At 73.6% G+C, this 23,972-nt stretch carries 25 protein-coding genes; 14 read left to right on the forward strand and 11 right to left on the reverse strand.

Annotation, left to right across the window (positions count from 1 at the left end; all coding sequences use genetic code 11):
• Positions 1-61: 61 nt before the first annotated feature.
• Both FHS37_RS00130 and tyrS read left to right on the forward strand, forming a co-directional pair.
• Positions 62-1,456, forward strand: a complete 1,395-nt coding sequence (locus tag FHS37_RS00130) for a metallopeptidase TldD-related protein (protein ID WP_184816895.1) — start codon at positions 62-64, stop codon at positions 1,454-1,456.
• Between the two features lie 79 nt (positions 1,457-1,535).
• Positions 1,536-2,804 carry a tyrosine--tRNA ligase gene (gene tyrS / locus FHS37_RS00135; RefSeq protein WP_184816896.1) on the forward strand — a complete coding sequence of 423 codons (1,269 nt, stop codon included), beginning with the start codon at positions 1,536-1,538 and terminating at the stop codon, positions 2,802-2,804.
• A gap of 121 nt (positions 2,805-2,925) precedes the next feature.
• On the opposite strand, the gene FHS37_RS00140 is transcribed toward tyrS, so the two are convergent.
• Positions 2,926-3,210, reverse strand: coding sequence for a GlsB/YeaQ/YmgE family stress response membrane protein (locus FHS37_RS00140; protein WP_184816897.1), 285 nt, complete (start codon positions 3,208-3,210; stop codon positions 2,926-2,928).
• Positions 3,211-3,454: 244 nt separating this feature from the next.
• Here FHS37_RS00140 and FHS37_RS00145 point away from each other — a divergent pair, with 244 nt between their 5' ends.
• The gene (locus tag FHS37_RS00145) at positions 3,455-3,853 is read left to right on the forward strand and encodes a DUF3099 domain-containing protein (protein ID WP_184816898.1); all 399 of its coding nucleotides are present in this window, start codon (positions 3,455-3,457) and stop codon (positions 3,851-3,853) included.
• Between the two features lie 255 nt (positions 3,854-4,108).
• Positions 4,109-4,333 carry a hypothetical protein gene (locus FHS37_RS00150; protein WP_184817678.1) on the forward strand — a complete coding sequence of 75 codons (225 nt, stop codon included), beginning with the start codon at positions 4,109-4,111 and terminating at the stop codon, positions 4,331-4,333.
• 66 nt (positions 4,334-4,399) lie between these two features.
• Here FHS37_RS00150 and moaA read toward each other — a convergent pair whose 3' ends face one another.
• The 3 genes from moaA to FHS37_RS00165 form a co-directional block, all read right to left on the reverse strand.
• Positions 4,400-5,389, reverse strand: coding sequence for a GTP 3',8-cyclase MoaA (gene moaA, locus FHS37_RS00155; protein ID WP_229890072.1), 990 nt, complete (start codon positions 5,387-5,389; stop codon positions 4,400-4,402).
• Positions 5,390-5,546: 157 nt separating this feature from the next.
• Entirely contained in the window at positions 5,547-7,175 is a 1,629-nt protein-coding gene (locus FHS37_RS00160) for a monocarboxylic acid transporter (protein ID WP_184816900.1), read from the reverse strand.
• Positions 7,172-7,528, reverse strand: a complete 357-nt coding sequence (locus FHS37_RS00165) for a DUF485 domain-containing protein (protein WP_184816901.1) — start codon at positions 7,526-7,528, stop codon at positions 7,172-7,174. Before FHS37_RS00165 ends, FHS37_RS00160 begins: the two co-directional genes overlap by 4 nt.
• A 335-nt stretch (positions 7,529-7,863) precedes the next feature.
• On the opposite strand from FHS37_RS00165, the gene FHS37_RS00170 reads away from it, so the two are divergent.
• The 9 genes from FHS37_RS00170 (at position 7,864) to FHS37_RS00210 (ending at position 18,645) form a co-directional block, all read left to right on the forward strand.
• Complete coding sequence (locus FHS37_RS00170) at positions 7,864-9,399, forward strand: S8 family peptidase (RefSeq protein ID WP_184816902.1); 1,536 nt, start codon at positions 7,864-7,866, stop codon at positions 9,397-9,399.
• Positions 9,400-9,459: 60 nt separating this feature from the next.
• On the forward strand, positions 9,460-10,986 hold the full coding sequence (locus FHS37_RS00175) for a S8 family serine peptidase (RefSeq protein WP_184816903.1): 1,527 nt from the start codon (positions 9,460-9,462) through the stop codon (positions 10,984-10,986).
• Between the two features lie 119 nt (positions 10,987-11,105).
• Entirely contained in the window at positions 11,106-12,491 is a 1,386-nt protein-coding gene (locus tag FHS37_RS00180; protein ID WP_184816904.1) for a CoA transferase, read from the forward strand.
• Positions 12,492-12,648: 157 nt separating this feature from the next.
• Complete coding sequence (locus FHS37_RS00185; protein ID WP_184816905.1) at positions 12,649-13,656, forward strand: CopD family protein; 1,008 nt, start codon at positions 12,649-12,651, stop codon at positions 13,654-13,656.
• 69 nt (positions 13,657-13,725) lie between these two features.
• Positions 13,726-14,709: a DEDDh family exonuclease gene (locus FHS37_RS00190; protein ID WP_184816906.1), complete on the forward strand. Its 984-nt coding sequence runs from the start codon at positions 13,726-13,728 to the stop codon at positions 14,707-14,709.
• Positions 14,710-14,920: 211 nt separating this feature from the next.
• Positions 14,921-15,154, forward strand: a complete 234-nt coding sequence (locus FHS37_RS00195; protein ID WP_184816907.1) for a metallothionein — start codon at positions 14,921-14,923, stop codon at positions 15,152-15,154.
• 50 nt (positions 15,155-15,204) lie between these two features.
• The gene (locus FHS37_RS00200) at positions 15,205-16,002 is read left to right on the forward strand and encodes an SURF1 family cytochrome oxidase biogenesis protein (protein WP_184816908.1); all 798 of its coding nucleotides are present in this window, start codon (positions 15,205-15,207) and stop codon (positions 16,000-16,002) included.
• Positions 16,003-16,102: 100 nt separating this feature from the next.
• On the forward strand, positions 16,103-17,884 hold the full coding sequence (locus tag FHS37_RS00205; protein ID WP_184816909.1) for a glycoside hydrolase family 15 protein: 1,782 nt from the start codon (positions 16,103-16,105) through the stop codon (positions 17,882-17,884).
• A 5-nt stretch (positions 17,885-17,889) separates the two neighbouring features.
• Positions 17,890-18,645 carry an SDR family oxidoreductase gene (locus FHS37_RS00210; protein WP_184816910.1) on the forward strand — a complete coding sequence of 252 codons (756 nt, stop codon included), beginning with the start codon at positions 17,890-17,892 and terminating at the stop codon, positions 18,643-18,645.
• Positions 18,646-19,071: 426 nt separating this feature from the next.
• Here the strand turns inward: FHS37_RS00210 and amaP are convergent, their stop codons facing one another.
• The 5 genes from amaP to FHS37_RS00235 form a co-directional block, all read right to left on the reverse strand.
• Complete coding sequence (amaP, locus tag FHS37_RS00215) at positions 19,072-19,659, reverse strand: alkaline shock response membrane anchor protein AmaP (RefSeq protein WP_184816911.1); 588 nt, start codon at positions 19,657-19,659, stop codon at positions 19,072-19,074.
• Positions 19,656-20,297: a DUF6286 domain-containing protein gene (locus FHS37_RS00220; protein WP_184816912.1), complete on the reverse strand. Its 642-nt coding sequence runs from the start codon at positions 20,295-20,297 to the stop codon at positions 19,656-19,658. The genes amaP and FHS37_RS00220 overlap by 4 nt, the downstream gene beginning before the upstream one ends.
• A complete protein-coding gene (locus FHS37_RS00225) occupies positions 20,294-20,677 on the reverse strand; it encodes an Asp23/Gls24 family envelope stress response protein (protein ID WP_184816913.1) in 384 nt (127 codons plus the stop codon). Before FHS37_RS00225 ends, FHS37_RS00220 begins: the two co-directional genes overlap by 4 nt.
• The gene (locus tag FHS37_RS00230; RefSeq protein WP_184816914.1) at positions 20,674-20,859 is read right to left on the reverse strand and encodes a hypothetical protein; all 186 of its coding nucleotides are present in this window, start codon (positions 20,857-20,859) and stop codon (positions 20,674-20,676) included. The genes FHS37_RS00225 and FHS37_RS00230 overlap by 4 nt, the downstream gene beginning before the upstream one ends.
• 61 nt (positions 20,860-20,920) lie before the next feature.
• Entirely contained in the window at positions 20,921-21,409 is a 489-nt protein-coding gene (locus FHS37_RS00235; protein WP_184816915.1) for an Asp23/Gls24 family envelope stress response protein, read from the reverse strand.
• Between the two features lie 85 nt (positions 21,410-21,494).
• Between FHS37_RS00235 and FHS37_RS00240 the strand changes: the two genes are divergently transcribed.
• Positions 21,495-22,220, forward strand: a complete 726-nt coding sequence (locus FHS37_RS00240; RefSeq protein WP_184816916.1) for a nucleopolyhedrovirus P10 family protein — start codon at positions 21,495-21,497, stop codon at positions 22,218-22,220.
• A gap of 242 nt (positions 22,221-22,462) precedes the next feature.
• Here FHS37_RS00240 and FHS37_RS00245 read toward each other — a convergent pair whose 3' ends face one another.
• Positions 22,463-23,266, reverse strand: a complete 804-nt coding sequence (locus tag FHS37_RS00245) for an enoyl-CoA hydratase/isomerase family protein (RefSeq protein WP_184816917.1) — start codon at positions 23,264-23,266, stop codon at positions 22,463-22,465.
• Between the two features lie 147 nt (positions 23,267-23,413).
• Positions 23,414-23,635, reverse strand: coding sequence for a helix-turn-helix domain-containing protein (locus tag FHS37_RS00250; RefSeq protein WP_018567695.1), 222 nt, complete (start codon positions 23,633-23,635; stop codon positions 23,414-23,416).
• Between the last annotated feature and the right edge of the window lie 337 nt (positions 23,636-23,972).

Here is a 23,972-nt window from a genome sequence, read left to right on the forward strand (position 1 = left end):
GGGGGTCCGGGGGTTGTCCCCCGGGAAAGCACAGTCTCAACACCACGCAGGAGGCCGGTCGATGAGCGCGCGCACCACCAAGCCGCACGAGATCGTCGAGCGCGCCCTGGAACTGTCCCGGGCCGACGGCTGTGTCGTGATCGCCGACGAGCACTCCACCGCCAACCTGCGCTGGGCGGGCAACGCGCTGACCACGAACGGCGTCACCCGCGGGCGCACGCTCACCGTGGTCGCCACGGTGGACGGCAAGGAGGGCACCGCATCCGGGGTGGTGTCCCGGTCCGCGGTGACCGCGGACGAGCTGGAGCCCGTGGTGCGGGCCGCCGAGGCCGCCGCGCGGGGCGCGGGCCCGGCCGAGGACGCGCAGCCGCTGGTCACGGGGGTGGCCCACTCCCCCGGGTTCACCGAGGCGCCCGCGGAGACCTCCTCCGCCGTGTTCGCCGACTTCGCGCCGGCGCTCGGCGAGGCGTTCGCACGCGCGCGTGCGGGCGGCCGGGAGCTGTACGGCTTCGCCAACCACGAGCTGGTCTCCAGCTACCTGGGGACGTCGACGGGGCTGCGGCTGCGGCACGACCAGCCGAACGGCACGCTGGAGCTGAACGCCAAGTCGCCGGACCGTACGCGGTCGGCGTGGGCGGGGCGGTCCACGCGGGACTTCGAGGACGTCGATCCGGCGGCGCTCGACGCCGAGCTGGCCGTGCGGCTGGGCTGGGCCGAGCGGCGTCTGGAGCTGCCCGCCGGCCGGTACGAGACGCTGCTGCCGCCGACCGCCGTGGCGGACCTGCTGATCTACCAGCTGTGGTCGGCCTCGGGCCGGGACGCGGCCGAGGGCCGCACGGTGTTCTCCAGGCCGGGCGGCGGCACCCGGGTCGGCGAGAAGCTGAGCGAGCTGCCTCTGACCCTGCGCAGCGACCCGGACGAGCCGGGCCTGGAGTCGGCGCCCTTCGTGATCGCGCACTCCTCCGGCGGCGACCAGTCGGTGTTCGACAACGGGCTGCCGCTGGCGGCCACGGAGTGGATCCGCGAGGGTGAGCTGAACCACCTGACCACCAGCCGGCACAGCGCGGCCCTGACCGGGCTGCCCGTGGCACCGGGGATCGACAACCTGATCCTCGACGGGGTCGAGGACCGCTCCCTGGAGGAGATGGTGGCGTCCACCGAGCGCGGACTGCTGCTGACCTGCCTGTGGTACATCCGCGAGGTCGACCCGGCGACGCTGCTGCTGACCGGTCTCACCCGGGACGGCGTCTACCTCGTCGAGAACGGGGAGGTGACCGGCGAGGTCAACAACTTCCGGTTCAACGAGTCGCCGGTGGGCCTGCTGGGCCGGGCCACGGAGGCGGGGCGTACGGAGAAGACGCTGCCCAGGGAGTGGGGTGACTGGTTCACCAGGGCGGCGATGCCGGCGCTGCGCGTCCCCGATTTCAACATGAGCTCCGTCAGCCAGGGCGTATAACCTCGTAGGCGTTCGCAGTCGGCCGTCACCCGGCCGGCCGAAGATCACCGGGCACCACCACCTAGGAGACACGAGAACCGTGACGGACATCGTCGACGAGCTGAAGTGGCGCGGGCTGTTCGCCCAGTCCACCGACGAGGACGCTTTGCGCAAGGCGCTCGCGGACGGTCCCGTCACGTTCTATTGCGGCTTCGACCCGACCGCGCCGTCGCTGCACGTGGGGCACCTGGTGCAGGTGCTCACCCTGCGCCGGCTCCAGCAGGCCGGTCACCGGCCGCTGGCGCTGGTCGGCGGCGCCACGGGCCAGATCGGCGACCCCCGCCCGACGGCGGAGCGCACGCTGAACCCGCCGGAGACCGTCGCCGGCTGGGTCGAGCGGCTGCGCGGCCAGATCGAGCCGTTCCTGTCCTTCGAGGGCGAGAACGCGGCCGCGATGGTCAACAACCTCGACTGGACGCAGAACCTCTCCGCCATCGAGTTCCTGCGGGACATCGGCAAGCACTTCCGCGTCAACAAGATGCTGACGAAGGACTCCGTGGCCCGGCGCCTGGAGTCCTCGGAGGGCATCAGCTACACGGAGTTCAGCTACCAGCTGCTGCAGGCCATGGACTTCCTCCAGCTGTACCGGAGGTACGGCTGCACGATGCAGCAGGGCGGCAGCGACCAGTGGGGCAACCTCACGGCGGGGCTGGACCTGCTGCACCGGCTGGAGCCGGACGCCGACGTCCACGCCTACGCGACGCCGCTGATGACGAAGGCGGACGGCACCAAGTTCGGCAAGACCGAGGGCGGCGCCGTCTGGCTCGACCCGGAGATGACGACGCCGTACGCGTTCTACCAGTTCTGGCTGAACACGGACGACCGGGACATCTCGCGCTACATGCGCATCCTGTCCTTCCGGTCCCGTGCGGAGCTGGAGGAGCTGGAGAAGCAGACGGAGGAGCGGCCGCAGGCCCGGGCCGCGCAGCGCGCGCTGGCGGAGGAGCTGACGACGCTGGTGCACGGCGCCGACCAGACGGCCGCCGTGATCGCCGCCTCCAAGGCCCTCTTCGGTCAGGGCGAGCTGACGGACCTGGACGAGAAGACGCTGGCGGCGGCCCTCTCGGAGGTGCCGCACGTCCGGGTGTCCGAGCTCGGCCCGGTCGTCGACCTGTTCGCGGAGGTCGGTCTGGTGGCGAGCAAGTCGGCCGCGCGGCGCACGGTGAAGGAGGGAGGCGCCTACGTGAACAACGCCAAGGTCGCCGCCGAGGACGCCGTCCCCGCGCACGAGGACCTGCTGCACGGGCGCTGGCTGGTGCTGCGCCGGGGCAAGAAGAACCTGGCGGCGGTGGAGGTCACGGCCGGCTGAGACCGGCGCGGGCGGACGCGCCCGGTGCGCGGCTTGCGAGGGGCGGTCTCCGGCGGGTGCCGGAGACCGCCCCTCGCCGTGCGCCCGCCGACCGGTGCGTGGTCGCCGTACCGCGGGGCGGTCAGACCCGCTGCCGCTGGTGCCTCCTGCGCTGCATCGCGTTGTACAGCATGTCGGCAAGGGCGACGATGACGATCGCGGCCACCAGCTGGAAGATGTGCCGGCTCCAGTCGATGCCGGGCGTCGCCCGCACACCGAAGCCCTGCGCCATGGCGTTGCCCGCGATGGCGCCGAGCATGCCGCAGATGGTGGCGAGCCACAGGGGGAGGTGCTGCTTCCCCGGGATCACCGCCTTGGCGATCAGACCGAGCACGAATCCCACGATGATCGCCCACAACCAGCCCATGACTGCCTCCTCGTACGACGTGACGTGCGCATTACGGCCAGTGTCCGCCGAACGGCGGTACGCCGCATGTCGGGTGGTGTCGTACGCGCTACGGCGCAGGCCGGGTGGACGGGGACGGGACGACCCGGTCTCGTGACCCGCGCGGGCGCGGCGTACCGTGGACCTGTCCGGGCCCGGTGTCCCCGACCGGTCACGGGACGGTCAGGGTCGGGAGGAGTCCGATGCGGGCGGATGGTGGAATGTGATGCGGAAGCAGCATGGCGGTGGCGGCGTCCAGGTGTTCCGGATCACCGGCGCCCGGGCGGGCCTCCAGGAGGACGTGCGCGGGCGGCAGCGCCGCTACGTGATCTCGATGGCCGTCCGTACGATCTCGGTCATCCTCGCGGCCACGCTCTGGAACGTGGAACGGCACGTCGCGATCGTGGCGCTGGTCCTGGGAGCGGTGCTGCCGTACATCGCGGTGGTGATCGCCAACGCGGGGCGTGAGAACACGCCGTCGCTGCCCTCGACGTTCGTGACGACGCCGATGAAACCGATGATCGCGCCGTCGCGGCCGCATGACGGCGAGGCGGAACCGGACTCGGAAGACGTGGCGTCCGGTCCCCCGCCGGGCGCGCGAACGGAGCGGTCCGAGCGGCCGTGAGGACCGGGCGGTACCGGAGGCGGGCCCGGCGACGGTGCCGAGCGGGAGACGCTTCCCCGCCAAGCTCAAGAAAAGCTCAGATCAATCATGTTGTTCCGGTGCCGGGGGCGGGGTGACCCGTGACATACTTCGTACGCGCTCCGCATCCCCCGTCGGAGCGACGGACCGACGCCGGGCAGCTCCCCCCGTGGCTGCTCGGCGTCGCCTTTTCCCGGGCCCGCGCACTGAGCCGATCGGGTTAGGGTCGGCGGTGTGATGGTCCCTGATCCCGAGACGCCGATCTGTTCCGCCAAGGGCTGCCGTACCGCCGCCGTGTGGGTGCTCGCCTGGAACAACCCGAAGATCCACACGCCGGAGCGCCGCAAGACGTGGCTGGCGTGCGAGGAGCACCGCGAGCACCTCTCGCAGTTCCTCGGGGTGCGCGGGTTCCTCAAGGACGTCGTGCGGTTCGAGGAGTGGGAGGCGCCCGAGGGGGCGTAGGGACACGGCCCCCTCAACCGGGCCTCCCCGGTCGGGCCCCTCGGCCGGACTCCCCGGTCGGGCCCCTCAGCCGCCGATCGCCGACATCGGGCGGTCCGGCTGGACGAAGGACGGGTCGTCCAGGCCCGCGCCCGCCTTCTTGCCCCACGTGGCCAGCTTCCAGACGCGGGCGATCTCCTCGTCGGGGGCGCCGGAGCGCAGGGCGGCGCGCAGGTCGGTCTCCTCGGTGGCGAACAGGCAGGTGCGGACCTGTCCGTCGGCCGTGAGGCGGGTGCGGTCGCAGGCACGGCAGAAGGGGCGGGTGACGGAGGCGATGACGCCGACGCGGTGGGGGCCGCCGTCGACCAGCCAGCGCTCGGCCGGTGCCGAGCCGCGCGCCTCGTCGCCCTCGGGGGTCAGCTCGAAGCGGGTGCGCAGGGAGGCGAGGATGTCCCCGGCGGTGATCATGCCGTCGCGCTTCCAGCCGTGCTGGGCGTCCAGGGGCATCTGCTCGATGAAGCGCAGCTCGTAGCCGTGTTCCACGGCCCAGGCGAGCAGGTCGGGGGCCTCGTCGTCGTTGAGCCCCGGCATCAGGACCGAGTTGACCTTCACCGGGGTCAGCCCGGCCTCGCGGGCGGCGGACAGGCCGTCGAGGACGTCCTGGTGGCGGTCGCGGCGGGTGAGGGTCTTGAAGACGCCCGGGCGCAGCGTGTCGAGGGAGACGTTGACCCGGTCCAGGCCCGCCTCCTTCAGGGCGCGCGCGGTGCGCCTCAGCCCGATGCCGTTGGTGGTCAGCGACGTCTGCGGGCGGGGCTCGAGGGCGGCGACGCGCTCGACGATGCCGACCAGGCCGGGGCGGAGCAGGGGCTCGCCGCCGGTGAAGCGGACCTCCTCGACCCCCAGGGAGGTGACCGCGATGCCGATGAGGCGGACGATCTCGTCGTCCGTGAGCAGGTCCGGCTTGGCCAGCCACTGCAGGCCCTCCTCGGGCATGCAGTAGGTGCACCGCAGATTGCACCGGTCGGTCAGCGAGACCCTCAGGTCGGTGGCCACACGGCCGTAGGTGTCGATGAGCACGCGGCCCCTCCCTCGACGCGGATCACTCGTGTCCCGTACCCGTGAGCCTACGGGACACCACCGACAACCCACAGCGACCCGATGTGACAAGACGCACGGCGGCCGCGTCGTAGGGACCTACAGGGGGTCTCCACGACGCGGCCGCGCGGTGTGCGGGTCAGTGGGCGCCGGTGCCGGTCAGCGACCGGACCTCCAGCTCCGCGTACTTCTTGGCGTCGGGCTCCTCCTTGGACAGGACGGTGCCCAGCCAGCCCATCAGGAAGCCGAACGGGATGGAGATGATGCCCGGGTTCTTCAGCGGGAACCAGGCGAAGTCGACGTCCGGGAACATCGCCTTGGGGTCGCCGGAGACGACGGGCGAGAACAGCACCAGCCCGACGGCGACGATGAGACCGCCGTAGATCGACCACAGCGCGCCCTGGGTGGTGAACCGCTTCCAGAACAGGCTGTAGAGGATGGTCGGCAGGTTGGCGGACGCGGCGACCGCGAAGGCCAGCGCGACCAGGCCGGCCACGTTCAGGTCGCGGGCGAGGGCGCCCAGCGCGATGGAGACGACGCCGATGAAGACGGTCGCCCAGCGGGCCGCCCTCATCTCCTCCTTCTCGGTGGCCTTCCCCTTGCGGATGACGTTGGCGTAGATGTCGTGCGCGAAGGAGGACGACGAGGCGAGGGTGAGTCCGGCGACCACGGCGAGGATCGTCGCGAAGGCGACCGCCGAGATGGTGGCGAGCAGGATCGCGCCCCAGGTCGAGTCGACGCCGCCCAGGTGCAGGGCGAGCAGCGGGGCGGCCGTGTTGCCGGACGGGTTCGAGGCGATGATCTCGTCCCGCGAGATGAGCGCCGCGGCGCCGAAGCCGAGCGCGATGGTCATCAGGTAGAAGCCGCCGATGATGCCGATGGCCCAGTTCACGGACTTACGGGCGGCCTTGGCGTTGGGCACCGTGTAGAAGCGGATCAGGATGTGCGGCAGGCCGGCGGTGCCGAGCACCAGGGCGATGCCGAGGGAGATGAAGTCCAGCTTGGTGGTGCCGTCCGCGCCGTACTGCAGGCCGGGCTCCAGGAAGGCGGCGCCCGCGCCGCTGTTGTCGGCGGCCTTGCCCAGCAGGTCGGAGATGTTGAAGTCGAACTTCAGCAGCACCAGGAAGGTGATCAGGAGGGTGCCGCCGATGAGCAGCACGGCCTTGACCATCTGGACCCAGGTGGTGCCCTTCATGCCGCCGATGGAGACGTACACGATCATCAGGACGCCGACGAGGGCGACGATGAGGATCTTGCCGGCGTCGGAGGTGATGCCGAGCAGGAGCGAGACGAGGACGCCCGCGCCCGCCATCTGGGCCAGCAGGTAGAAGATCGACACGACGATGGTGGAGGTGCCGGCCGCGGTGCGCACGGGGCGCTGGCGCATGCGGTAGGCGAGGACGTCGCCCATGGTGTAGCGGCCGGAGTTCCGCAGTGGCTCGGCGACCAGGAGGAGCGCCACGAGCCAGGCGACCAGGAAGCCGATGGAGTAGAGGAAGCCGTCGTAGCCGAAGAGGGCGATGGCGCCCGCGATGCCGAGGAAGGACGCGGCCGACATGTAGTCGCCGGAGACCGCGAGTCCGTTCTGGAAGGCGCTGAACTGGCGCCCGCCCGCGTAGAAGTCGGCGGCGTCCTTGGTCTGCCGGCCCGCCCAGACGGTGATGCCGAGGGTCGCGAGGACGAACAGCGCGAACAGCGTGATGATGAGCCCGCGGTGTTCGCTGGCCTCGTTCGCCGCGAGGGTGACATGGGTGATCGCGGGGCTCATGCGCCGCCCTCCATACGGGTCTTGATGGCCTCGGCCTTGGGGTCGAGCTTGACGGCGGCGTGCCGGGAGTACCACCAGGCGATGAGGAAGGTGGTGACGAACTGCAGGACGCCGAAGACGAAGGCGACGTTGATGTTGCCGAACAGCTTGGCGCCCATGAAGTCGCCCGCGTAGTTGGAGAGCAGGACGTACAGCAGGTACCAGGCGATGAAGGCGACGGTCAGCGGGAAGGCGAAGGAGCGGTAGGAGCGGCGCAGTTCACCGAACTCAGCGCTCTCCTGCACCTCGGTGAACTCCTCGGGCGTGGGGAGTTTGTGTCGTTCTGTCGAGGGGGGCGGTGCTTCGGCGGCCACGGAGTCTCCTCGCGTAGTGGTGCGGTCGGACGGGGACGGAAGGCGAGTGTCCCCGCGCTTCCTGCACAAGGTCACGGCGCCACGCGAGGACCGGTTCAACCGTGTTCGCTTCTTTCCGCGGGACGCCGCGCGGGACACCGGGGAGGACGTCGCGCGGGGCACCGTGCGGGACTTCTGCGGGACATTCGGGCCCATCTCTGTGAAGTTCTTCCGGGAAGGCGTTGCTGGCCAGCAACATCGCGGGATAGCTTCGCCCTGCACCACCCCGTCATGTACCTGCCCGAGCACCACCTGTGCCTCGGGCCGGTTTCGTTTCCGGATGATGTGGAGACCCCATGGCTCATCTGCGTTCCAGACGCCGGCTCGCCCTCGCCGTACCCGTCGTGCTGTCCCTGACCGCCTCGCTCGGCTTCCTGCCGGCGGCGGCCTCGGCGGCCGCCCCGCGGACGGCGCCGACGGCCGAGCAGGCGGCGGACGCGCCCACCCTGGCGTATGTCGTCAACACCAGGGTGGACCGCCGCACGATCGCCTCGGTGGAGAAGGCGGTCGCCGCGGCCGGCGGGACCGTCGTGGTCACGTACGACAGGATCGGCGTGATCGTCGTCCACTCGGCGAACCCGGAGTTCGGCGAGGAGATACGCAAGGCGCGCGGAGTGCAGTCCGCCGGTGCCACCCGCACCGCGCCGCTGACCCGCGCCGGGACGACGGACGAGGGTGCCGCCGACTACGTGACGGCCGCCGAGGCCGCGCGGACGCAGGCCGCCTCCGCCGAGACCCCCGGCAGCGAGCCGCTCGAGGCCGACCAGTGGGACCTGCGGGCGATCGGGGCCGACGAGGCCGCGCGGATCAACCCGGGCAGCAGCAAGGTGACCGTCGCCGTGATCGACACCGGCGTCGACGACACCCACCCGGACCTCGCCCCGAACTTCTCCGCCTCCCAGTCGGCCAACTGCGTCGGCGGCAAGGCGGACACCAGCGAGGGCGCCTGGCGCCCGTACACGGACGAGGACTACCACGGCACGCACGTGGCCGGTGAGATCGCCGCGGCCCGCAACGGCGTCGGCGTCGCCGGTGTCGCGCCCGGCGTCAAGGTGGCCGGCATCAAGGTGAGCGACCCGGACAACGGTCTCTTCTACCCGGAGAACGTCGTCTGCGCCTTCGTGTTCGCCGCCGACCACGGCGTCGAGATCACGAACAACAGCTACTACGTGGACCCGTGGCTGTACAACTGCAAGGACGACCCGGACCAGAGGGCGATCGTCGACGCGGTCAACCGGGCCCAGCTGTACGCCCAGCGCAAGGGCACCCTGCACCTGGCCTCGGCCGGCAACTCCAACCACGACCTGGCCTCCGACGCGATCGTCGACGACTCCAGCCCCAACGACACCACGCCGGTGACGCGGACCATCGACCCGAGCGAGTGCCTCGACGTGCCGACCCAGCTGCCGGGCATCGTCACGGTCAGCGCGACGGGCGTGCAGAACCTCAAGTCGTACTACTCCACGTACGGCAAGGGCGTCGTCGACGTCGCGGCGCCGGGCGGCGACCGCCGCTACCAGCTGCCGGACACCCCGTCGAAGGACGGACGCATCCTGTCCACCATGCCGAACGGCGAGTACGCCTTCCTGCAGGGCACCTCGATGGCCTCGCCGCACGCCGCCGGCGTGGCCGCGCTGCTGAAGTCCAAGCACCCCTGGGCCTCCCCGGCCGCGCTGCAGGCGATGCTGAAGGCGCAGGCGGACAACCCCGGTTGCCCGGAGTCCTACGACCAGGACGGCGACGGCACGCAGGACGCGACGTGCGAGGGCGGGAAGCGGGTCAACGGCTTCTACGGCTTCGGCATCGTCAACGCGCTGCGCGCCGTCAAGTGAGAGCCGGAACTCACGGCTTCGGACCCGTCCGCCCGCATCAGTGAACGAACTGGAGACCCCATGACCGCGTCTCACCCGCGCCACCGCCGTGCGCTCGTGATCCCGGCCGGGATGGCCGTGGCCACGGCGCTCGCGTTCCTGCCGAACACCGCGGCCACGGCCGCGCCGGCCGCCGACGGGGCGGCCTCGGCCTCCGCCGACGGCACCCCGCTCAGCTACGTCGTCAACGTCCGTGGCGGTCACGGCACGTCGGCGCAGGTGAAGGAGGCGATCGGCAGGGCCGGCGGCACCGTCGTGACGTCGTACGACAAGATCGGCGTCATCGTCGTCCACTCCTCGGACCCCGACTTCGCGAAGACCGTCCGGAAGGTGCGCGGGGTGCAGTCGGCCGGTGCCACTCGCACCGCGCCGCTGCCGTCGGCGGCCACCACCGACATGGGCACCCCGAAGGTGCTCAGCGCGGCGGAGGCCGCCGAGGCCGAGGCCGTCGAGGGGCAGGACCCGCTCCAGCCGCTGCAGTGGGACCTGCCCGCCATCAAGGCGGACCGGGCGCACGAGAAGTCGCTGGGCAGCCCGAAGGTCACCGTCGCCGTCATCGACACCGGCGTCGACGACACCCACCCCGACATCGCGCCCAACTTCGACCGGGACGCGTCGGTCAACTGCGTGTCGGGCAAGCCGGACACGAGCGAGGGCGCCTGGCGTCCGGGCCCGTCCGAGAGCGCGCACGGCACGCACGTCGCCGGTGAGATCGCCGCCGCCAAGAACGGCGTCGGCATGACCGGTGTCGCGCCCGGCGTGAAGGTCTCGGGCATCAAGGTGTCCAACCCGGACGGCTTCTTCTACACCGAGGCCGTGGTGTGCGGCTTCATGTGGGCGGCCGAGCACGGGGTCGACGTCACCAACAACAGCTATTACACCGACCCCTGGTACTTCAACTGCAAGAACGACCCGGACCAGAAGGCGCTCGTCGAGGCCGTCACCCGGGCCTCGCGGTACGCGGAGCGCAAGGGCGCGGTCAACGTGGCCGCGGCCGGCAACGAGAACTACGACCTCGCGGCCGACGAGATCACCGACCCGTCCTCCCCGAACGACTCCACTCCGTCGGACCGGGTGATCGACCCGTCCGAGTGCTACGACATACCGACCCAGCTGCCGGGTGTCGTGACGGTCGCGGCGACCGGTGCCAAGGGGCTGAAGTCGTCCTTCTCCAACTACGGCCGGGGGGTCGTCGACATCGCCGCGCCCGGCGGCGACTCGACGGCGTACCAGAAGCCGGAGGCCCCCGCCACCAGCGGCCTGATCCTGGGCACGCTGCCCGGCGGCAAGTGGGGCTACATGGCGGGTACGTCGATGGCGTCCCCGCACGTCGCGGGCGTCGCCGCACTGATCAAGTCGACGCACCCGCACGCCTCGCCGGCGCTGGTGAAGGCCCTGCTGTACGCGGAGGCCGACGCCACCGCGTGCACGGACCCGTACGACATCGACGCCGACGGCAAGGTCGACGCGGTGTGCGAGGGGCCGAAGAACCGCAACGGTTTCTACGGCTGGGGCACGGCCGACGCGCTGGACGCGGTGACGCGGTAGCCGTCGGGCAGGACCCGTGAGAGCGGTGGGCCGGGCGTCTCGCCCGGCCTTTCCGCTGTCCGGACCCCGTGACCGGGCCTTCCCGCGTATTGATCGGGTCAATACTGCATAGTGCGGTCATGATGGATATCGCGCACGTCTGGTCCGCGCTGGGCGGCGATCCCGCCCTCCTCGCGCACGTCTCGGCCGTCGAACGGCCCGGTGCGCTCCGGGCGCGCCTGCCGGTGCGGGAGGCGGCGCGCGCCTGCGTGGGCGCGTGCGCGCTGGCCGCCGCGGAGCTGGGGGCGCGGCGGGCGGGGCTCGCCGGCGTGCCGGCGGTGCGGGTGGACGACGGGGCCGTGGCGGCGGCGTTCGTCAGCGAGCGGCACCTGCGGGTCGGCGGACGGGCGCCGGTCGCCTTCGCGCCGCTGTCGCGGTTCTGGCGCACGGCCGACGGGTGGGTGCGCACGCACGCCAACTACCCGCACCACCGGGCCCGGTTGCTCGCCGCGCTGGGCGTGCCGGACCGCCCGGAGGCGGTGGCGGCGGCGCTCGCCGAGCGGTCGGCGCCGGAGACCGAGGAGGCCGTGCACGCGGCCGGGGGCCTCGCCGTCGCCCTGCGGACGCCCGAGGAGTGGGCCGCGCACGAGCAGGGCGCGGCGGTGCGGGGACTCCCCCTGGTGGAGCGGGGGCGGCTGGACTCCGCGCCCGCGCGGGTGTGCCCGCGCGCGGACCGCGATCCGCTGCTGCCCGCCGCCGGGCTGCGGGTGCTGGACCTCACCCGGGTCGTCGCGGGGCCGGTCGCCACCCGCACGCTCGCCCTGCTCGGCGCGGACGTGCTGCGCGTGGACGCCCCGTGGCTGCCCGAACTCCCCGACCAGCACGCCGACACGGGCTTCGGGAAGCGGTCGGCGCGGCTGGACCTGGCGACCGGCCGGGACGCCTTCGAGGAGTTGCTCGCGACGGCGGACGCGGTGGTCACCGGGTACCGTCCGGGCGCGCTGGACCGCTTCGGGCTGGCCCCCGAGGCGCTGGCCGGGCGCCGGCCCGGCGTGGTGGTGGCCCAGTTGTCGGCGTGGGGGGCCCGCGGGCCGTGGGGCGGCCGGCGCGGCTTCGACAGCCTGGTGCAGGTGGCCACGGGGATCGCGGCGGCCGAGGGTTCGGTCCGCCGGCCGGGCGCGCTGCCGGCCCAGGCGCTCGACCACGGCACGGGGTACCTGCTGGCGGCCGGGGTGCTGCGGGCGCTCACCGAGCAGGTGGACGAGGGCGGCAGCAGGGTCGTACGGGTGGCACTGGCGCGGACCGCGGGGTGGCTGCTCGAAGGAGCCGCGGGCGCGGGTACCGGAACTGAGGGGTCCTCGGGCGGGCGGGAGTCCGCGGCGCCCGTCGACGTCCGGCTCGCGGAGCGGGACAGCCCGCTGGGAACGCTGCGGTACGCGCCGTCCCCGGTGTCGTTCGCCGGCGGCCCGGACGACTGGGCTCGGCCGCCCGGGCCGTGGGGAGCCGACCCGGCGCGCTGGGGGTGACGGACGGAGCCGGGCCGGACGGCGGGCGGTCTCCCCGCGGCGCACCGGCCGGCGGGCCCGGCCGGGTGGCTCGGAACGTTCCACCAGCCCGGAATGTCGCACCGTCACTTCCACCCCGGACTTGCCCGGTTCTGTGGGCGCTTGTGAAGATCCAGGGGTGACTCTGACGAATCCCAGGTCCGGGGCGACCGGTGCGCACAGAGGCGCCAGGCGTCCCGGCGCCGGCCGGGCCGTCGCCGTGATCGCGCTGGTGGCGGTGGCCGCGCTGATACCGCTCCTCGGCCCGTCCCCCGCCCTGCACGGCACCGGGGAGGACGAGGCGCCCGGCACCGGCGGCATAGCCCTGCTGCGCACGGTGCTGTTCGCCGCGCTGTCCGTACCCGTCGGCGAGCTGTTCATCAAGCGGCTGATCCGTTCCGTGCCCGGCGCTCCCCCGGCCGTGCCCCGCAGCTGGTCCGTCGCGGCGGGCGCCGTCGGCTTCGCGGCCGCCCTCGGGCTCGCCTCCGTGGTGGCCACCGGCAACCTGGTCCCCGACAGCCTGGCCGACATCGACGTCGGCGGCCTGTACGCGACCCGGGACGGCAAGCTCGCCCTCCTGGAGGTCAACGCGTTCCTCGCGGCGGCCCTGTGCGCCGCCTCCGGCCGTCCGGGGACCCAGGTCTGGCCGCTGGCCGTGGTGGTCGTCGCGGAGGCCCTGCGCGCGCATCCGACGACCGAGTACAGCCCGCTCGTCGGCTCCGGGCTGACGCTGGTGCACCTGACCTGCGCGTCGCTGTGGGTGGGCGGCCTGCTGTACGTGCTGCGCACCCTGCGGCTGTGGCGGGGGGCGGAGGCGGGCGGCGCGCTGCTGGGACGCTACGCGCGCGTGGCGGCCGTCCTGCTCGCCGTCCTCACCGCGACGGGGGTGTGCAGTTCGCTGCGCCGCATGCCGCCGGAGACGATCCTGGAACAGCTGACGGACACGGCGTACGGGCGCGTCCTGCTCGCCAAGGTGATCCTGATGGCCGGTGTCGCCGCGCTCGCCCTGTGGGCCCGGATCCGGCTGGCCCGCGCGGCCGACCCGCTGACCGCCGCCACCCCCGCACGGGCGGAGGTGTACCTGCTGGGCGCGGTGGTCGCCGTGTCGGGCCTGCTGACCGCCCTGCCCGTACCGATCCGCTGGTGAGGGGCGGCCGGGCCGCGCACGGCACCTGACGGACGGTGCTGTCAGTCGCGGCCCGTATCCTCGTGAACCATGCTCGAAGACCTCACGACCGCAGCGTCCTCCCCCATCGCGTGGCCGGCCGCGTACCCGCGGGGATACGCGGTCGTCGACGTGGAGACCACGGGGCTGGCCCGCGACGACCGCATCATCTCCGCGGCCGTCTACCGGCTGGACGCGCGCGGCGAGGTCGAGGACCACTGGTACACGGTGGTCAACCCGGAGCGGGATCCGGGCCCGGTGTGGATCCACGGTCTGACGAGCGAGGTGCTGGAGGGGGCGCCCCTCTTCCGCGACGTCGCCGAGGAGTTCGCGACCCGGCTGGAGGGCCGGGTGCTCGTCGCGCACAACGCCGTCTTCGACTGGCAGATGATCGCCCGGGAGTACGCCCGCGCCCGGAGCGAGGCGCCGGTCAAGCAGCGGCTGTGCACCATCGCCCTCTCGAAGGAACTGGGGCTTCCGCTGCCCAACCACAAGCTGGAGTCGCTCGCCGCGCACTTCGGTGTCGTCCAGCGGCGGGCGCACCACGCGCTGGACGACGCGCGCGTGCTGGCGGAGGCGTTCCGGCCCAGTCTGCGGGCCGCGGCGGCGAGCGGCGTGCGGCTGCCGTTGCACGAGTGCCGGCCGCTGACGGAGTGGGCGGACCGGCCCCGCACCGGACAGCAGGCGGGGCCCGCCGCCAACCGGTCGACCGGTTGGCGCCCGTCCCGCAGGAGGCCCGCCTGCCCCTACCCCAACCCCGGGCGGTACGAACCGGGCAAGCGGCTCAAGCAGGGCATGCGGGTGGCCTTCTCCGGCGACACCTCCGTCGAGCGGGAGCTGCTGGAGGACCGCGCGACCGAGGCCGGACTGCACGTCGCCACCAGCCTGTCCCGGCTCACCAGCCTCCTCGTCACCAACGACCCGGACTCGGGCACCTCCAAGGTGGTCAAGGCCCGGCAGTACGGCACGCCGGTCGTCGACGAGGCCGCGTTCGGTCAGCTGCTCGGGAACGTCGAACCCGCTTCGGACGACTGACCGGCGCGGAGACGGGCGGGTCCGGGAACGACGGGGCCCGTGCGCACGGGGCGGGACCGGGAACGCGGGGCGGACCGGGAGCACTGGACGGCCCGGACGCGCGGGAGGGCCCGGACGCGCCGGAGGGGCGAACCGTACGGACGGGTGATTGCCGGGCGACTCGCCCGCCGCCCGCTCGCCCGCGCCGGGCCGACGGCTCACCCTGTGGCGCATGGCGACATGTGAAGTCTGCGGCAACAGCTACGGAATGACCTTCGAGGTGCACGCGCAGGGCGCGGTGCACGTCTTCGACTGCTTCTCCTGTGCGATCCACCGCATGGCCCCGATCTGCGAGCACTGCCGGGTGCAGATCATCGGACAGGGCGTCGAGGCCGACGGCCACTGGTACTGCGGCGCCCACTGCGCCCGCGCCGAGGGGAAGGTGGGGATCGTCGACCGCGTGTGAAGGACGTACCCGCCTCCACGGACCCCACGACCGAGTTGTACGGTCGTGGGGTGTACCGCTTCCTGTTGTCCCGCCAGTGGGTGATCCTCACCCTCGTGGCGCTCGTGCTCGTCCCGACGATGATCGAGCTGGGCTTCTGGCAGCTGCACCGCCATGAGCGCCGCGTCGCGCTGAACCAGGTGATCGCCGACTCCCTGGCCGCGAAGCCGGTGCCGGCCGAGTCCCTGACCTCGCCCGGGGCGGAGGTCGACGACGACGACCGGTACCGCAGGGTGACGGCGAAGGGCCGCTTCGCCCCCGAGGACGAGGTCGTCGTGCGCCGCCGCACCAACGCGGACGACAGGGTCGGCTACCACGTCCTGACCCCCTTCGTGCTCGACGACGGCAAGGTCCTCATGGTCAACCGGGGCTGGGTCCCCTCCGACGGACGGAGCCAGAGCGCGTTCCCGGAGATCCCCGCGCCGCCGAAGGGCGAGGTCACCGTCACCGGGCGGCTGCTGCCGGACCAGACGACCGAGGACAGCGGCATCAAGAACCTCGAGGAGCTGCCCGACCGGCAGGTCATGCTGATCGACAGCGGGCAGGCGGCCGAGCGCCTCGGCAAGCAGGTCCTCGGCGGCTACGTCGAGCTGACCGAGCCCGCGCCGTCCGGGGACACACCGGAGCCGATCCCCGCCCCCGATCACGACAGCATCGGCAACCACATGGCGTACGCCGTCCAGTGGTGGCTGTTCGCCGCGGGCGTCCCCGTCGGCTGGGTGATCCTGGTCCGCCGCGAGGCCCGGGAGCGCGCGGAGGCGGCCGCCGGGAAGGCGGACGCCGAGGAGTCGGAACCGGCGGCGGTCTAGGGAGACCGACCGCCCGGCGGACCGTGCCGGACGGTCCCGGTCCGCCGCCCACCCGGACCGTCCCTGATTGCCGCGCCGGACGGCCGGGAACCCGGACCCCGTGCACCGTATCGAGGACTACGCGCTCATCGGCGACGAACAGACCGCTGCCCTGGTGGGCGCGGACGGCTCGGTCGACTGGCTCTGCCTGCCCCGCTTCGACTCGGCGGCCTGCTTCGCCCGGCTGCTCGGCGACGAGGACAACGGCCACTGGCGGATCGCCCCCGTCGGCGCGGACCGGTGCGCCCGCCGCGCCTACCGCCCCGACACCCTGATCCTGGACACCGAGTGGGAGACCCCGGACGGGGCGGTGCGGGTCACCGACCTGATGCCCCAGCGCGACCGCGCGCCCGACCTGGTGCGCATCGTGCAGGGCGTGCGCGGCGAGGTGACCGTGCGCAGCACGCTGCGGCTGCGCTTCGACTACGGCTCGGTCGTGCCCTGGGTGCGCAGGGAGGACGGCCACCGGGTGGCGGTGGCCGGGCCGGACTCGGTGTGGCTGCGCAGCGAGCCGGAGGTGCGCACCTGGGGCGAGGACTCCGGCACGCTCTCGGAGTTCACGGTGCGGGAGGGTGAGCGGGTCGCGTTCGTGCTCACCTGGCACCCCTCCCACGAGCCGCGCCCGCCGCTGATCGACCCGTACTCCGCGCTGCGGCACAGCACCGCGGACTGGCGCGCCTGGGCGGCCCGCTGCCGTTACGACGGCCCGTACCGGGACGCGGTCGTCCGGTCGCTGATCACCCTCAAGGCGCTCACCTACGCCCCCACCGGCGGCATCGTCGCCGCGCCCACCACCTCGCTGCCGGAGGAGCCGGGCGGGGTGCGCAACTGGGACTACCGCTTCTGCTGGCTGCGGGACGCCACGCTCACCCTGAACACGCTGCTGGCGGCCGGGTACCAGGAAGAGGCGGAGGCCTGGCGCAACTGGCTGCTGCGCGCGGTCGCGGGCGACCCGGCGGACCTGCAGATCATGTACGGCCTGGCGGGCGAACGGCGGCTGCCCGAGTTCGAGCTGCCGTGGCTGTCCGGCTTCGGCGGTGCCGCGCCCGTGCGGATCGGCAACGCCGCCGTGGACCAGCTCCAGCTGGACGTGTACGGCGAGGTCATGGACTCCCTGGACCTGGCCCGGCGTTCGGGACTCTCCCCGCAGCCGGACGTGTGGGCGCTGCAGACGGTCCTGATGGACTACCTGCGCACGGCGTGGCGGCAGCCGGACGAGGGGCTGTGGGAGGTGCGCGGCGGCCGGCGCCACTTCGTGCACTCCAAGGTGATGGTGTGGGTGGCGGCCGACCGCGCCGTGCGCACGCTCCGGGAGCACCCGGACTTCGACGGCGACCTCGACGGCTGGCGGGCGCTGCGCGACGAGGTGCACCGGGAGGTGTGCGAGAAGGGCTACGACCCCGAGCGGAACACCTTCACGCAGTTCTACGGCTCGCGCGAACTCGACGCCGCCCTGCTGCTGATCCCCCGGGTGGGTTTCCTGCCGCCCGACGATCCGCGGGTGCTCGGCACGATCGACGCGGTCCGTGCGGAGCTGGAGCAGAACGGTTTCCTGCACCGCTACTCCACCGACCGGGCGACCGTCGACGGGCTGCCCGGGACCGAGGGCACCTTCCTGGTGTGCTCGTTCTGGCTCGCGGACGCCCTGCACATGACGGGACGGAAGAAGGAGGCGCGCGAGCTGTTCGAGCGGCTGCTGGGGCTCGCCAACGACGTGGGTCTGCTGGCGGAGGAGTACGACCCGGCGGGCGGGCGGCTGCTGGGCAACTTCCCGCAGGCGTTCAGCCACATCGGCCTGGTGAACACCGCCCTCGCCCTGTTCGGGGACGAGGGGGCAGGATAAGGACCATGGATCTTGGACTGAAGGACCGGGTGTACGTCGTCACCGGGGCGACCCGCGGGCTGGGCAACGCCTCCGCGCGCGAACTGGTCGCCGACGGCGCGAAGGTGGTCGTGACGGGGCGGGAGGAGAAGGGCGTCGCCGAGGCGGCGTCCGCGCTCGGCCCGGACGCGGTCGGGGTGGCCGTCGACAACGCCGACCCCCGGGCGCCCGAGCGGCTGATCGCGACCGCGCGTGAGCGGTTCGGCCGCTTCGACGGCATCCTCGTCAGCGTGGGCGGGCCGCCGCCGGGGTTCGTCGCCGACACCACCGACGAGCAGTGGCGGGCGGCGTTCGAGTCGGTGTTCCTGGGTGCGGTACGGATGGCCCGGGCCGCCGCGGCGGAACTGGGCGAGGGCGGCGTCATCGGCTTCGTGCTGTCCGGTTCGGTGCACGAACCGATCCCCGGCCTGACCATCTCCAACGGGCTGCGCCCCGGGCTCGCCGGTTTCGCCAAGTCCCTCGCGGACGAGCTGGGTCCGCGCGGCATCCGCGTCGTCGGCCTGCTCCCCGGCCGCATCGACACGGACCGGGTCCGCGAGCTGGACTCCCTCTCCGCCGACCCGGAGGCCACCCGCCGGGCGGCCGAGTCCCGCATCCCGCTGCGCCGTTACGGCACCCCGGAGGAGTTCGGCCGCACGGCGGCGTTCCTCCTCTCCCCGGCGGCCTCCTACCTGTCGGGCGTGATGCTGCCGGTGGACGGCGGGGTACGGCACGGGTTCTAGCCCCGTCGTCGGGCTCCCGTCCCGCCGTCGGCTCCCGTCCCGCCCCGCCCGCCGTCGGCTCCGCGAGGCCGCCCTCCGCGTGGACGGCGCGGTCCCGACGACAGGGCCCGGCGGACCGGGGCCGCCGAGGCCGTCCGGGCCGGGGGAGACGGCGGGCCGGGGCTGCCGGCTGCGCGTCGGGGACACCGGCACGTCGGCAAGCGGATGTCCGCGGCGGTCCCGCGGAACCGGGGCGCCGGGCCGGGGGGACGGCGGGCGGCGGAACGCGACGGGGCGGTCCCGCGGCGGCCGGCGGCCGTCGCCGGCCGACTCCCCGCGGCAAGAGGCCGCGGCCCGGGACGGAAGGCACGGCCCGGGGACGGGCGCCGGGCTTCCGGTGATCGGGGGCTTCGGACGCCGCGGCGCGCACGGTCGGCTGACGGGTGCTCAGCTGACCCGTTCCGCCCGGTGCTTGACGCCGTGCAGACGTACTTCCGCCGGCAGGGCCGCAAGGCCCGTCGAGTCGCGGGCGTGGGCCAGGACACCGGTGGTGAGGGCGTGCAGCGCGGCTCCGGGGTCCACGTGGGGCTCCAGGAGGACGTGGACCCGGGCCCTCGGGGCGGTGCGTCGCCCGGTGAGCAGGACGTGGGCCCGTCGGACGCCGTCGAGACGGCCCGCCTCCTCGGCGAGGGCCTGCTCCAGCGCCCGGCCGCGCAGCACCGCGCCCTCGCCGTCGCCGGTGTCGACCAGCACCTCGGCCGGGCGCCGTCGGCGCACCACCGCGACCAGCCACCACAGGCAGAGCAGGACCAGGACGGCGAGGACCGCGAGGACGACCGGCCACCACCAGCCCTCGTCCCGCCACCGGGTCCGCTCGGCCTCGCCCAGCAGCACGTCGTGCCGCCCGTCGTGCAGCCACCAGGAGGGTGCCGGCACTCCCAGCCCGATCGCCAGCACGGAGCCGCCGAGGGCGACCAGCACCAGGCCCGCGATCGCGAGCAGCACCCGGTTGACGCCTCTGAGCACCGGCCTCACCCCTTCCGGCCGGGCCGCCGCACGCGCACCGACAGCGTGGGCGGCCGGGCCAGGCCCAGTCCCCGGGCCGCGTCGTCGAGCACCGTGTCCAGGTCGGCCCGTACCTCGTCCAGTCCACGGAAGTGGGACCCCGCGCGGACATGGGCCCGGGTGCGCCTCATCCGCACCCGGGCCGACTGCACGCCGGCCACCTCCATGGCCCGGTCCCGCAGCACCGTCGCGGCGGCGGCCCGGTGCAGTCCGGCACGCACGTCGGGATGGGTGCGGCGCATCGGGAGCAGGGAGCGCAGGCCGGGCGTCAGGGCGAGGAGGAGCAGCCAGAGGCCGAGCGCGGCGGCGACGCCGGCGCCGACCAGCACCCAGATGTCGTCCAGGGGCCGTTCGGCCAGGTTCCGGGCCAGTTCCCGGCGCCAGCTCATCGCGGACCGGCCGGCGCGCACCGCGGCGATGTCGTACAGGAACGCGCCCGCGACCAGCAGCGCCAGGAGCGCGAGCAGACCCGCGGGGACGCGGCGGGCCGACCAGAAGCGCCGGTTCCGGTCCGCTTCGCCGCCCGCGGCCCGGGCGTCCCGCACGGGCCGCGGGGTCCGCTGCAGGACCGTGCCCGGGGGTTCCTCGGTGCCGTGGGTTCCGCTCATCGGGTCCTCCCTCGTGCCGTGCGGAACTCGGCGGCCAGGTGCAGCCGTTCCACCTGGACGACGACCTCCGGCACCTGCAGGCCCGCCAGGGCGCCCACCCGCTCGGCCACCTGCCGGCGCACCTGCCGGCACCGGCCGCCGATGTCACCGGGGTAGTCGAGCTCGGTGTACACACGGATCCTGGCGCTGTCGTGGTGGACGACGACCGCGGCGTGCGGCGGGGCCGCGCCCGGCGGGAGCGGTCCGACCGCCTCGCGGGCCGCCTGGGAGGCGATCTTCGCCACCACCCGGTCGGCGATCCTGGTCGCGCCGCGCTCCCCCGGCGGGACCACGGCCGGCCTCCCGCCGGTCCCCGCGTCCACCGCCGTCGCCTCCGTCATCGCCGTCGCTCGTCGCGGGGACGGAAGAAGTCGCCGAGCTCCAGGTCCCCCTCGAGGAGCCGCCCGACGACGAACCCGACGGCTCCCAGGGCCGCCACCAGCAGGAAAGCCCAGAATCCGCCGAAGTATCCGGCGAAGCCCAGCGCCATGCCGGCGATCATGCCGACCACGGCCATGCTCATGGTGCGCTCCTCAGCTTCTCGGCGATCCGCCGTCCGGGTGGACGGCCCGCGCGTCGGCGCCTCACTGGAGCCGCGTCTCCGGCTCCTCTTCCTCCTCGGGCAGCTTGACGTCGCTCACCGCGATGTTGACCTCGACCACCTCCAGGCCGGTCATCCGCTCGACCGCCGCGATGACGTTCTCCCGTACGGCCCTGGCGACGTCCGAGATGGACACGCCGTAGTCGACGACGATCTCCAGGTCGAGCGCGGTCTGCACCTCGCCGACCTCGACCTTCACGCCGCGCGTCACCGACTTGGAGCCGCCCGGCACCCGGTCGCGCACGGCCCCGAAGGTCCGCGACAGCCCGCTGCCCAGGGCGTGCACGCCGAGCACGTCCCGCGCGGCCAGCCCCGCGATCTTCTCCACGACGCCGTCGGCGATCGTGGTGCGGCCACGGGTGGACGGGTCGCCACCGCCGCGCCGGGTCGCCTGGCCCTTGTGCACGGTGGTCTCCGGGAAGTTCTCGATCTCCGGGGTCCTCGCCGGGCCCCCCTCGGTCATGTCCGTCATCACCGCACGTCCCTTCGGTCGTCCTCCTCGACCACGGTATGCGCGGTTGCGCGGCACCGCGCCGCCGATGCGGCAGTCTGGAGGAATGACGGAGGACCGGTGGGCACAGGTGGTGCGGCATCAGGTGGGGCTGGGCAGGTTCCTGCCCCTGGGCGGCCCGCGCGACGGCGCGTGGATCGCGGAGCGTGCCGTCGAGACGGTCCTGAGGCACACGGCGGCGCGCGGTGTGCCGGACGTCCGGCTGGACGGGGTGCGCCTCGCGCTCGCCGACCCGGGCCGGACGCACGAGCCGGTCGTCCCGCCCCCGACGAGCGCGCTGCCGCCGGGCGCGCTGCGGTTGACCGCGGAGTTCGCGGCCACGGCGGCACAGCCGCTGCCGGCGACGGCGTCCCGCCTGCGCGCGGCGTTGGCGGACGCCGCGGCGGAACGGATCGGGCTGTCCGTCACGGAGGTGGACCTGCGGGTGACGGAACTGCTGGACGGGGAGCCGTCACCGGCCCCGCCCGCCGCGCCGCCGCGGGAGCCGGCGCCCCGGGAGGCCGTCCCGCCCGGTGGTTCCGAGGCGGACCGCGTGGCGGCGGCGGTGCTCGCCGTCCCGGGGGTGACCCGGCTGACGGGCACGCCGGGCCGCCCGGTGCAGCTGACGGAGCGGCCGGGCGGGGCCGCGCTGCCCCACCGCCACGCGCGCGTGGATCTCGCGGTCCGGGCGGACCACCGGGCCCTGGACGTGGCCCGGGCGGTCCGCGCGGCGGTGTCGGGGGCACTGCAGGACCGTCCGACGGTGGCGGTCCTGGTCACGGCGGTCGACTGACCACCCGCCGCCTCCCGTCGGCGCCGCCCCGGTACACCGCCGGGCGCTGCCGTGGGGCCGCCGGACACCGGCGGGCGCCGCCGGCCGCCCCGGGCTTCCAGTCGCCGTCGACCGTCACCGGCCACTGTGAGACACCGCGGACCGCCGGACACCCGCGAGCACAGTCGACCGCCGGACACCGGCGAACGGCCGCGGAGCACCGGGGCGGCGTGGGTTTCCGGGTGGCGGCGGTGTTCGGTGCGCTACTCGCCGAGGCCGGCCAGGTCCCGCAGGCGGCGGCCCTGGGCGGCGCGTTCGGCGACCCGCTGCTCCTCGTACGTACGGTCCTGCGCGCCGCGCAGCAGCGCCTTGGTCTCGATCACCGCGTCCCGGGGCGCGGCCAGCAGCGCCCCGGCCAGGTCCCGCACCGCCGCGTCCAGTTCGTCCCCGGGCACGGCGAGGTTGGCCAGGCCGGTGCTCACGGCCTCCTCGGCCGCGACGAAGCGTCCGGTCGCGCAGATCTCCAGCGCGCGGGCGTACCCGACGAGCCCGACCAGCGGGTGGGTGCCGGCCAGGTCCGGTACGAGCCCGAGGCTGGTCTCGCGCATGGCGAACTGCACGTCGTCCGCGACGACGCGCAGGTCGCAGGCGAGGGCCAGCTGGAAGCCGGCCCCGATCGCGTGCCCCTGCACGGCCGCGATGGACACGATGTCGCTGCGCCGCCACCAGGTGAACGCCTCCTGGTACTCGGCGATGGTCGCGTCGAGTTCGGCCTCGCCACCGCGCGCCATGGCGACGAACGACGGCTCGCCCTCGATTCCCTCGGGCGTGAGCATCTGCCGGTCGAGCCCGGCGGAGAAGGACTTGCCCTCACCGCGCAGCACCACGACGCGGACGGACCCGGGCAGCAGTCGACCCGCCTCGGTCAGCGCCCGCCACAGAGCGGGGCTCTGCGCGTTGCGCCTGGCCGGGTTGGTCAGCGTCACCGTGGCGATCGCGTCGTCGACGGTGAGCCGTACGCCGTCCTTGTCGAGTACCGGACCGAGGTCCTGGGCGGACGAAGCCATGGGGCGCCTCCGATGGGTGCGGTCGTCTTCCGTGCCGTACGACGGGTCGGGCCCGTCCTGCGGCACAGCCAAGTGACTGCACAGTAACCACCCGGCCGGTCAGTCGGCCGACCGGGTGGCCACCACCGGATCGCGGGGCGCCCGGGGTCAGGCCGAAGCGGCCTTCTTGCCCCGTGTCGCCCCGCCACGCCCTCGGAGCGTGACGCCCGACTCGCTGAGCATGCGGTGCACGAAGCCATACGAGCGGCCGGTCTCCTCGGCCAACGCCCGGATGCTCGCACCGGCGTCGTACTTCTTCTTCAGGTCTGCCGCGAGCTTGTCGCGCGCGGCGCCGGTCACCCGGCTGCCCTTCTTCAGAGTCTCGGCCACCCGTGCCTCCTCATGGGAAGTGCGCTCTGGTCTCCTCATGATCACCCCTCCCGGGCTTCATGGCCACCCATTCGGCAAGGTCCGTGAGACAAGGTTGTGACGACGGGAGTGCGTCCCCACATACGGAATACGGGATTCCAGTCGCCGCCGCCGGTACCGCCGAACGGGTCCCTCCGGGAAGTCCCAGGTCAGAAAGGCACAACGGCCGCACCCCCGGTGACCGGGGGTGCGGCCGCAATGTCGTTGTAGGACACACCTCGGTACGAGGAGATCTCACACGAATGATGGATCACGGATGGGCCGAATGATCCATACTCAGTGGATCACCCGTTCGATC

Origin of the sequence: Streptomyces griseomycini (assembly GCF_014203535.1) — a bacterium.
In the GTDB taxonomy this organism is placed as follows: domain Bacteria; phylum Actinomycetota; class Actinomycetes; order Streptomycetales; family Streptomycetaceae; genus Streptomyces; species Streptomyces griseomycini.

Coding starts and splice junctions, on each gene's coding strand:
- FHS37_RS00130 (WP_184816895.1), top strand. CDS start 62: ATGAGCGCGCGCACCACCAAGCCGCACGAGATCGTCGAGCGCGCCCTG.
- FHS37_RS00140 (WP_184816897.1), bottom strand. CDS start 3,210: ATGGGCTGGTTGTGGGCGATCATCGTGGGATTCGTGCTCGGTCTGATC.
- FHS37_RS00145 (WP_184816898.1), top strand. CDS start 3,455: ATGCGGAAGCAGCATGGCGGTGGCGGCGTCCAGGTGTTCCGGATCACC.
- FHS37_RS00150 (WP_184817678.1), top strand. CDS start 4,109: ATGGTCCCTGATCCCGAGACGCCGATCTGTTCCGCCAAGGGCTGCCGT.
- FHS37_RS00160 (WP_184816900.1), bottom strand. CDS start 7,175: ATGAGCCCCGCGATCACCCATGTCACCCTCGCGGCGAACGAGGCCAGC.
- FHS37_RS00170 (WP_184816902.1), top strand. CDS start 7,864: ATGGCTCATCTGCGTTCCAGACGCCGGCTCGCCCTCGCCGTACCCGTC.
- FHS37_RS00175 (WP_184816903.1), top strand. CDS start 9,460: ATGACCGCGTCTCACCCGCGCCACCGCCGTGCGCTCGTGATCCCGGCC.
- FHS37_RS00180 (WP_184816904.1), top strand. CDS start 11,106: ATGATGGATATCGCGCACGTCTGGTCCGCGCTGGGCGGCGATCCCGCC.
- FHS37_RS00190 (WP_184816906.1), top strand. CDS start 13,726: ATGCTCGAAGACCTCACGACCGCAGCGTCCTCCCCCATCGCGTGGCCG.
- FHS37_RS00195 (WP_184816907.1), top strand. CDS start 14,921: ATGGCGACATGTGAAGTCTGCGGCAACAGCTACGGAATGACCTTCGAG.
- FHS37_RS00210 (WP_184816910.1), top strand. CDS start 17,890: ATGGATCTTGGACTGAAGGACCGGGTGTACGTCGTCACCGGGGCGACC.
- FHS37_RS00220 (WP_184816912.1), bottom strand. CDS start 20,297: ATGAGCGGAACCCACGGCACCGAGGAACCCCCGGGCACGGTCCTGCAG.
- FHS37_RS00225 (WP_184816913.1), bottom strand. CDS start 20,677: ATGACGGAGGCGACGGCGGTGGACGCGGGGACCGGCGGGAGGCCGGCC.
- FHS37_RS00230 (WP_184816914.1), bottom strand. CDS start 20,859: ATGAGCATGGCCGTGGTCGGCATGATCGCCGGCATGGCGCTGGGCTTC.
- FHS37_RS00235 (WP_184816915.1), bottom strand. CDS start 21,409: ATGACGGACATGACCGAGGGGGGCCCGGCGAGGACCCCGGAGATCGAG.
- FHS37_RS00240 (WP_184816916.1), top strand. CDS start 21,495: ATGACGGAGGACCGGTGGGCACAGGTGGTGCGGCATCAGGTGGGGCTG.
- FHS37_RS00245 (WP_184816917.1), bottom strand. CDS start 23,266: ATGGCTTCGTCCGCCCAGGACCTCGGTCCGGTACTCGACAAGGACGGC.